This is a genomic window from Kutzneria sp. NPDC051319 (assembly GCF_040682195.1).
Classification (GTDB): Bacteria; Actinomycetota; Actinomycetes; order Mycobacteriales; family Pseudonocardiaceae; genus Kutzneria.
This window is the reverse complement of the sequence record NZ_JBFBAM010000066.1, coordinates 1-7,164: the sequence shown is the minus strand read 5'-3', so window position 1 is coordinate 7,164 and position 7,164 is coordinate 1. Positions and strand designations below refer to the sequence as shown.

The following is a 7,164-nucleotide window of genomic DNA, read 5'->3' as shown; positions in this document are numbered from 1 at the left end:
CCGCGGGCCCCCCCCCCGACGATTTCCACTCCGGCTGGCCCCTTACCTCCCCGCGTTGTGCAGTCAGGCACCATCCCGCACTTCTAGGCCTTGTGCTGGGGGGTGGGGTGGGTGTATGAGGCGGATTTGTAGAGGGCGCGGAGGGTGCGCATGGCGGTGACGGCGCGGGGGCCGTCGGCCGACTGGACGGCCATGATCGAGATGTACTCGTCGGCGGGGAGCTCCAGGCGGGCCCAGGCGGAGCCGTCGGGGAAGCTGAGGCCGCGGATGTCGGACCACGCGTAGCGGGTGGAGCCGAGCAGGTTGCGGACCTCGATCCACTCCGACGAAGCCCGCACGCGGGGGCGGGTCAGCAGCAGCACGCCGCAGGCCAGCAGCACGCCGACCATGGCCATGGCGATCTGGTCGGACACCTCGAAGTAGGCGCCGGTCGGGGTGTTGCGCAGCAGGACGGCGATCACCACGAACAGGGCGATCAGGCCGGCCGCCGCCGGGATGGCGACGAACCGCACGCGCCGCGGCCGAAACGAGACGGTCTCCGAGCTCACGCCAGCCCCCGATCCGTCCACGGGCGGTTGATGTTGCGCAGCTGCACGGCCGTGTCCAGCGCGGCCACGGTGGCCTCGAAGCCCTTGTCCTCGGCCGAGGACGGCATGCCGCAGCGGTCGAGGGCCTGCTGCTCGGTGTCGCACGTGAGCACGCCGTTGCCGATCGGCGTGGACTCGTCGAGGGACACCCGCGTGAGGCCGTCGGTCACGGCGTCGCACACGTACTCGAAGTGCGGGGTGCCGCCACGGATGACCACGCCCAGGGCCACCACCGCGTCGTGGTGGCGGGCCAGCGCCTGGCACACCACCGGCAGCTCGACCGCGCCGGCCACCCGGACCACGGTCGGCTCCTTGATGCCGGCCTTGGTCGCCGCGGTCAGCGCCCGCTCCAGCAGGTTGCTGGTGATCGTCTCGTGCCACCGGGTGGCCACCACGGCCAGCCGCAGGTCCTCACACCACTGCGGCACCGCCATGGTCGGCCGGCCATCGCCACTCATCGCTGCGCTCCGTCATCGTCACCGCTGTTGGACTCGTACTGCTCTAGATGATGCAGGTCGTGTCCCATGCGGTCGCGCTTGGTCCTCAGGTAGCGCAGGTTCTCCGGGTTCGGCCACACCGGCAGCGGCACCCGGTCGACCACCTTCAGGCCGTATCCCTCCAGGCCGACGCGCTTGTCGGGGTTGTTGGTGAGCAGCCGCATCGACTTGATGCCCAGGTCGACCAGGATCTGCGCGCCGGTGCCGTAGTCGCGGGCGTCGGCCGGCAGGCCCTGCGCCAGGTTGGCGTCGACAGTGTCCGCGCCCTTGTCCTGAAGCTGATATGCCTGGAGCTTGTGCAGCAGGCCGATGCCCCGGCCCTCGTGCCCACGCATGTACAGCACGACGCCGCGGCCCTCGGCGGCGACGGCCTCCATGGCGGCGTCCAGCTGCGGGCCGCAGTCGCAGCGCAGCGAGCCGAACACGTCGCCGGTCAGGCACTCGGAGTGCACCCGGACCAGCACGTCCTCGCCGTCGCCGAGCTCGCCCTTGACCAGCGCGATGTGCTCGATGCCGTCCAGCGTGGAGTCGTAGCCGACGGCCTGGAACTCGCCGTGCGCGGTGGGGATGCGGGCGTCGGCGACCCGGATGACGTGGCGCTCGGTGCGACGCCGGTAGGCGATCAGGTCGGCGATGGTGATCATCTGGAGGTCGTGCTCGGCGGCGAAGACCGTCAGCTCTTCGCGGCGGGCCATGTCGCCCTCGTCCTTCTGGCTGACGATCTCGCACAGCACACCGGCGGGGTGCAGGCCGGCCATCACGGCCAGGTCCACGGCCGCCTCGGTGTGGCCGGCGCGACGCAGCACGCCGCCCTCGCGGGCCCGCAGCGGCACCACGTGGCCGGGCCGGTTGAAGTCGCCGGCTACGGACTCGGGGTCGGCCAGCAGCCGGATGGTGTGCGCCCGGTCGGCGGCGGAGATGCCGGTGGTCACGCCCTTCTTGGCGTCCACCGTGACGGTGTAGGCGGTGCCGCGCGCGTCCTGGTTGGTGTGGAACATCGGCGGCAGGTCCAGCCGGTCGCACACCGACTCGGGCAGCGGCACGCAGATGTAGCCGGAGGTGTAGCGCACCATGAAGGCGATCAGCTCGGGCGTGGCCTTCTCGGCCGCGAAGATCAGGTCGCCCTCGTTCTCGCGGTCCTCGTCGTCCACCACGACGACGGCCTTGCCGGCGGCGATGTCGGCGATCGCCTGCTCGATCGCGGCGTTGGCGCTGATGGGGTTGCTCACCGGGCCTCCTCATGCTGAACGGCCAGTGCGGCCAGGTGCGGCGTGGCCAGCCGCTCGACGTACTTCGCCAGCACGTCGACCTCGATGTTCACGCGGTCGCCCGGCTGACGGCGGCCCATCGTGGTCAGCTCCAGCGTGGTCGGGATCAACGCCACCGAGAAGCTGTCGTCGGTGACGTCGACGACGGTCAGCGAGATGCCGTCGATCGTCACGGAGCCCTTCTGCACCAGGTAGCGGGACAGCGAGGCGGGGATGCCGAACTTGGTCAGGCCGCCGTCGTTGTGCTCCAGGAACAGGCCGACGCCGTCCACGTGGCCCTGCACGATGTGGCCGCCGAGGCGCTGGCCCGCGGCCATCGCGCGCTCCAGGTTGACCCGGTCGCCCTCGTGGATCTTGTCCAGGCTGGACCGCTGGAGCGACTCCTCCACCACGTCCACGGTGAACGTGTCCTCGGTCGTCTCCACCACGGTCAGGCACACGCCGTTGACGGCGATCGAGTCGCCGTGCTTGGCGTCGGAGACGACCAGCGGACCTCGGACCGTCAGCCGCGCGGCATTGGGCAGTTGCTCGACGGCGACGATCTCGCCCAGTTCCTCCACGATCCCGGTGAACACGGGGATCCCCCTTACTCGGTCTTGACCGGCACTGCGGAGATCCGCACGTCGGGTCCGCTCATGGTGACGTCTTCGATGCCGAAAGGCAGCGCCTGGGTGATGGTGTTCACGCCGGCGTCCAGCAGCGCGGCCGGGCCCGCCCCCAGCAGCATCGGGGCGACGTAGACGAGCACGCGGTCCACGCGGCGCGCCTTGAGGAAGGCGCCGGCCAGTCGCGGCCCACCCTCCAGCAGCACGTCCACCACACCCCGCTCGGCCAGTGCGGCCAACACCTCGTCGGGGTCGTGGCTCCGCACGTGCAGCGTCTCCGCCGCGTCGTCCAACACGCGGGCGGTCGCCTCTATTTCGCTCGTGCCGACGACCACGCGCAGCGGCTGACGCGGCGACAGCGTGCCGTCGTCCTCACGGGCGGTCAGCTGCGGGTCGTCGGTGGCCACGGTGCCGGTGCCGGCGACGATGGCGTCCACCTTGCGGCGGATGTCGTGCACCTCGGCGCGGGACATCGCGGAGCTGATCCAGCGGCTCGTGCCGTCCTCCGCCGCCACGCGGCCGTCGAGGCTCGCGGCGTACTTCCATGTCACATGTGGACGGCCCGTGCGGGCGTAGTGCAGCCACGCGCGCAGCGGCCCGCGCTCCACGTCCTCGCCGAGCAGACCGCCCTCGACCTCCACGCCCGAGGCGCGCAGCACGTCCGCGCCGCCGGCCGCTCGGGGGTTGGGATCGGCGACCGCGTAGAACACCTGCTTGATGCCCGCGGCCAACAGCGCCTGCGTGCACGGGGGCGTGCGGCCGTAATGCGAGCACGGCTCCAGGGTGACGTAGGCACTGCCGCCCTTGGCCCGCTCCCCGGCCGCGCGCAGGGCCATGACCTCCGCGTGCGGACCGCCGGGCGGCTGCGTCGCGCCGATGCCGACGATCTCGCCGTCGGCGCTGACGATCGCCGCGCCCACCGGCGGGTTCGGGCTGGTGACGCCCCGCGTCCGCTCGCTGGCCTCGATCGCCGCGTGCATCGCGCCCTGGTTCGGGTCCGTCATCGCGCCGCCTTGGCCCTCAGCTTGCGAACCGCCTCGGCCGGGTCCTTCGCGCCGTACACCGCCGAGCCGGCGACGAAGCAGTCCACGCCGGCGTCGGCCGCCTGCTCGATCGTGTCGTCGTTGATGCCGCCGTCGATCTCCACCACCAGCGTCAGGTGGCCGGTGTCGACCAGGCGCCGGGCCGTGCGGACCTTGTCCAGCACCTCTGACATGAACGACTGGCCGCCGAAGCCCGGCTCCACCGACATCACCAGCAGCGTGTCGTAGTGCTTGAGCACGTCGAGGTAAGGCTCCAACGGGGTGCCCGGCTTGACCGACAGTCCCGCCTTCGCCCCGGCCGCCCGCAGGTCCTTGGCGATCTTGATCGGGTCCCGCGCCGCCTCCACGTGCACCGTGACGTTGTAGGCGCCGGCCTCCGCGTAGCCGATGGCCCAGCGGTCCGGGTCGTCGATCATCAGGTGGCAGTCCAGCGGGATGTCGGTGGCCTTGCGCAGCGCCTGCACCACCGGCAGGCCCAGGGTCAGGTTGGGCACGAAGTGGGCGTCCATCACGTCCACGTGCAGCCAGTCCGCGCCGGCCACGGCGTTGGCCTCCTCGCCCAGCCGGGCGAAGTCGGCGGACAGGATGCTCGGGGCGATCAGCGGCGACTGTGACACGGCCCCGAGTCTAGTTGCCGGGCCCGCAGGTATTCGGCCGCGCGCCGATCGTCCCGATAGGCCGTAGGTCACACCCCGCTAGCGGGGCCGGCCAGGTCAGCCCGAAGCCGAGCGGGAACAGCGGCGTCTTGCCGTCGCCGTCGTTGACCGGTTCCTGGGACGCGGTCTGCGGCCAGCTCACCGGCAGCTTCCCGGTCGGGGCGACGCCGCCGAACAACACGTCAGCCACGCCATGGCCCTCGGTCCCGGGCAGCCACGCCTCGATCAGGGCCCGCCAGTCCGGCAGCTGCGCGCTGATGTCCAGCGGCCGGCCGGACACGAGCACGACCAGCCGCCAGATCGGTGACCCGGTCGGCGACGGGCAGCGCGGGATTCTGGTACGGCAGGCCGGCGCGCGGTGGCCGGCGTCGTCACCGACGCGATGGCCGGCAGGCACACGGCGGATACGAGGACTGATCGCGGAATCCTGGTGCGGGGCAAGGGAACCTCCTGGCAGGCACGTGCGCGGACTACCCGGCGAGAGGCGGCGTGCGCTTCCTCTGGAAGCGCTCCCACGGCCGGTGCCGCACGTCCGCTTCGCCCGAGCGCCCAGATGTGCGAGGGTGCCTCGGCATCGGTGCACCCGACCGGGCTATCCCGTTCATTCCTTCACTCTTGCATTAAGGCGTGTATTGACCGCGTCCCCTGTGCGCCATAGCATTCGACCCCGTCGGAGCCGCCACTGACACCGTCGCCTCCCCTCGAAGCAGGAGGACCCAGTGGCTCGTGTTCGAGCCGCGGCGATCGCCGCGGCCGCCCTGACCCTGACCGTGATCTCCACCGCCGCCGGCGCGCTGCCCGCGGCCGGCGCGCCCGCCGCGACACCGGACTTCGGCCCGAACGTGACGATCTTCGACCCGTCCATGTCGGCGTCGTCGATCCAGAGCAAGCTCACCTCGGTGTTCAACGCGCAGCAGTCCGCGCAGTTCGGCGGCGCGCGCACCGCGCTGCTGTTCAAGCCGGGCACCTACAACGTCGACGCCAACCTCGGCTTCTACGAGCAGGTCGCGGGCCTCGGCCTCACCCCGGGCCAGGTCACCATCAACGGCCAGGTGCACGTCGAGGCCGACTGGCAGGGCGGCAACGCCACCCTGAACTTCTGGCGGGACGCCGAGGGCCTGACCATCAATCCCCCGGGCGGCACCGACACCTGGGCGGTGTCCCAGGCCGACCCGCTGCGCCGCGTGCAGGTCAACGGCAACCTCAAGCTGGACGACGGCGGCTGGTCCTCGGGCGGCTTCCTGGCCGACTCCCGCGTGACGGGGCAGGTCCGGTCGGGCAGCCAGCAGCAGTGGCTGACCCGCAACTCCCAGATCGGCTCCTGGACCGGCCAGAACTGGAACATGGTGTTCTCCGGTGTGCAGGGCGCGCCGGCGTCGAACTCCTTCCCCAAGCCGCCCTACACGGCGGTCGCGCAGTCCCCGGTGATCGCCGAGAAGCCGTACCTGTACGTCGACGGCGCGGGCAACTACACCGTGTTCGTGCCGGCACTGCGCACCAACAGCTCCGGCACCTCCTGGGCAGGAGGCAATCCCGCCGGCACCTCGTTGCCGATCAGCGGCTTCTACATCGTCAAGCCGGGCGACACCGCCGCGACGATCAACGCGCAGCTCGCCGCCGGCAAGAACCTGATCGTCACGCCGGGCATCTACCACCTCAACCAGACGCTCAACGTGACCCGGGCCGACACGGTCGTGCTCGGCCTGGGCATCGCGACCTTCGTGCCGGACAACGGGATCACCGCCATCCAGGTGGCCGACGTCAACGGCGTGAAGATCGCCGGCCTGCTGATCGACGCCGGCCCGACCAACTCGCCGGCGCTCGTGCGGGTCGGCCCGAACGGCTCGACGGCCAACCACGCGGCCGACCCGACCGTGCTGTCCGACGTGCACTTCCGCGTCGGCGGCGCCGGTGTTGGCAAGGCCACCCAGTCGCTGGTCGTCAACAGCAACAACGTGATCACCGACGACACCTGGATCTGGCGGGCCGACCACGGCAACGGCGTCGGCTGGAACACCAACACCGCGGCCAACGGCCTGGTCGTGAACGGCAACAACGTCACCGCGTACGGCCTGTTCGCCGAGCACTACCAGCAGTACCAGGTGATCTGGAACGGCAACGGCGGCAAGACGATCTTCTACCAGTCCGAGATGCCCTACGACCCGCCCAACCAGGGCGCGTACATGAACGGCTCGACCAAGGGCTGGGCCTCGTACAAGGTCGGCGTCAACGTCACCAGCCACGAGGCCTGGGGTCTGGGCGTCTACTGCCTGTTCCTCAACGACGCCAGCATCTCCAACGCCCACGCCATCGAAACCCCGAGCACCGGCGTCAAGTTCCACGACATGGTGACCGTGATGCTCGGCAGCAACGCCGGCACGATCACGCACATCGTGAACAACACCGGCGCCGCCGCTGGTCCCGGACACACCGTCCAGGACCTGGTGAACTTCCCCTAGTCGATGCAGGGAAGGACGCCTTACCCGCGTTCAACGCGGGTAAGGCGTC

At 70.9% G+C, this 7,164-nt stretch carries 7 protein-coding genes and 1 pseudogene; 1 reads left to right on the top strand and 7 read right to left on the bottom strand.

The window, feature by feature from the left end; genetic code table 11:
• Positions 1-83: 83 nt before the first annotated feature.
• From AB0M73_RS39155 to AB0M73_RS39125, 7 genes and pseudogenes are all read right to left on the bottom strand, one after another.
• Positions 84-548 carry a PH domain-containing protein gene (locus AB0M73_RS39155; RefSeq protein ID WP_363902391.1) on the bottom strand — a complete coding sequence of 155 codons (465 nt, stop codon included), beginning with the start codon at positions 546-548 and terminating at the stop codon, positions 84-86.
• The gene (gene ribH / locus AB0M73_RS39150; protein WP_363902388.1) at positions 545-1,045 is read right to left on the bottom strand and encodes a 6,7-dimethyl-8-ribityllumazine synthase; all 501 of its coding nucleotides are present in this window, start codon (positions 1,043-1,045) and stop codon (positions 545-547) included. The genes AB0M73_RS39155 and ribH overlap by 4 nt, the downstream gene beginning before the upstream one ends.
• Entirely contained in the window at positions 1,042-2,301 is a 1,260-nt protein-coding gene (locus AB0M73_RS39145) for a bifunctional 3,4-dihydroxy-2-butanone-4-phosphate synthase/GTP cyclohydrolase II (protein WP_363902517.1), read from the bottom strand. Before AB0M73_RS39145 ends, ribH begins: the two co-directional genes overlap by 4 nt.
• A gap of 8 nt (positions 2,302-2,309) precedes the next feature.
• Positions 2,310-2,927, bottom strand: a complete 618-nt coding sequence (locus AB0M73_RS39140) for a riboflavin synthase (RefSeq protein ID WP_363902385.1) — start codon at positions 2,925-2,927, stop codon at positions 2,310-2,312.
• 11 nt (positions 2,928-2,938) lie between these two features.
• A complete protein-coding gene (gene ribD / locus AB0M73_RS39135) occupies positions 2,939-3,961 on the bottom strand; it encodes a bifunctional diaminohydroxyphosphoribosylaminopyrimidine deaminase/5-amino-6-(5-phosphoribosylamino)uracil reductase RibD (RefSeq protein WP_363902382.1) in 1,023 nt (340 codons plus the stop codon).
• Positions 3,958-4,602 (bottom strand): ribulose-phosphate 3-epimerase, encoded by a 645-nt coding sequence (gene rpe, locus AB0M73_RS39130; RefSeq protein WP_363902513.1) that lies wholly within the window; start codon positions 4,600-4,602, stop codon positions 3,958-3,960. Before rpe ends, ribD begins: the two co-directional genes overlap by 4 nt.
• 106 nt (positions 4,603-4,708) lie before the next feature.
• A pseudogene (locus AB0M73_RS39125) lies at positions 4,709-4,948 on the bottom strand (glycoside hydrolase family 3 C-terminal domain-containing protein); the annotation flags it as partial.
• 427 nt (positions 4,949-5,375) lie between these two features.
• On the opposite strand from AB0M73_RS39125, the gene AB0M73_RS39120 reads away from it, so the two are divergent.
• Complete coding sequence (locus AB0M73_RS39120; RefSeq protein WP_363902378.1) at positions 5,376-7,115, top strand: coagulation factor 5/8 type domain-containing protein; 1,740 nt, start codon at positions 5,376-5,378, stop codon at positions 7,113-7,115.
• The last annotated feature ends 49 nt before the right edge of the window (positions 7,116-7,164 follow it).

Bases quoted from the DNA above. Each gene is read 5' to 3' on its own strand.
- ribD (WP_363902382.1), bottom strand. From the start codon at position 3,961: ATGACGGACCCGAACCAGGGCGCGATGCACGCGGCGATCGAGGCCAGC.
- ribH (WP_363902388.1), bottom strand. From the start codon at position 1,045: ATGAGTGGCGATGGCCGGCCGACCATGGCGGTGCCGCAGTGGTGTGAG.